We start from the raw sequence: 516 nt of genomic DNA, 5'->3' as shown, positions 1-516 counted from the left end.
GTCTCCATCGTAAAAAAGCGACCCGGCAAGTCCTCTCGCAGCGGCAAGTCGAGAGGCTGACCATCGTCAGGGCTTGCCTGTTTCTGGGAATAAGCCGTCAGGCTTACTACAAGCGCAATCGGGTTGCAGACCTGCACCACGCACAGGGGCTGCAGGTGGTGCGCTTCGTGCGCAAAGTTCGGCTGCGACAGCCACGGGTCGGCACCCGCAAGCTGCATTATCTGCTGCAGGGACAGGATGATGGCTGGCTCAAGGTCGGGCGGGACAGGCTGTTTCGGATATTGGCCGAGCACCGCCTGCTGGTGCAACCCTGGCGGGCGTATCACAAGACCACCCACAGCTTTCACCGCTTCTACCGTCATCCCAACTTGCTCAAGGCCGGGCCTAATCAGGTCACGCCGGTGGCACCGGAGCAAGTCTGGGTCGCCGACATCACCTATCTGCCAGCCAGGAGCGGGCCGCTGTACCTGAGCCTGGTGACGGATGCTTACTCACGCAAGATAGTGGGTCATCACG

Annotated in this window: 1 pseudogene; it reads left to right on the top strand. The window is 61.2% G+C overall.

Features of this window, described 5'->3' with window-relative positions:
* Positions 1-516 (top strand): annotated as a pseudogene (locus tag MM194_RS21770) (IS3 family transposase); the annotation flags it as partial.

This window comes from Aeromonas sp. MR16, assembly GCF_022549315.1.
Classification (GTDB): domain Bacteria; phylum Pseudomonadota; class Gammaproteobacteria; order Enterobacterales; family Aeromonadaceae; genus Aeromonas; species Aeromonas aquatica.
Note: the sequence above shows the minus strand (reverse complement) of the source record. Positions and strands in the feature narration are given on the sequence as shown.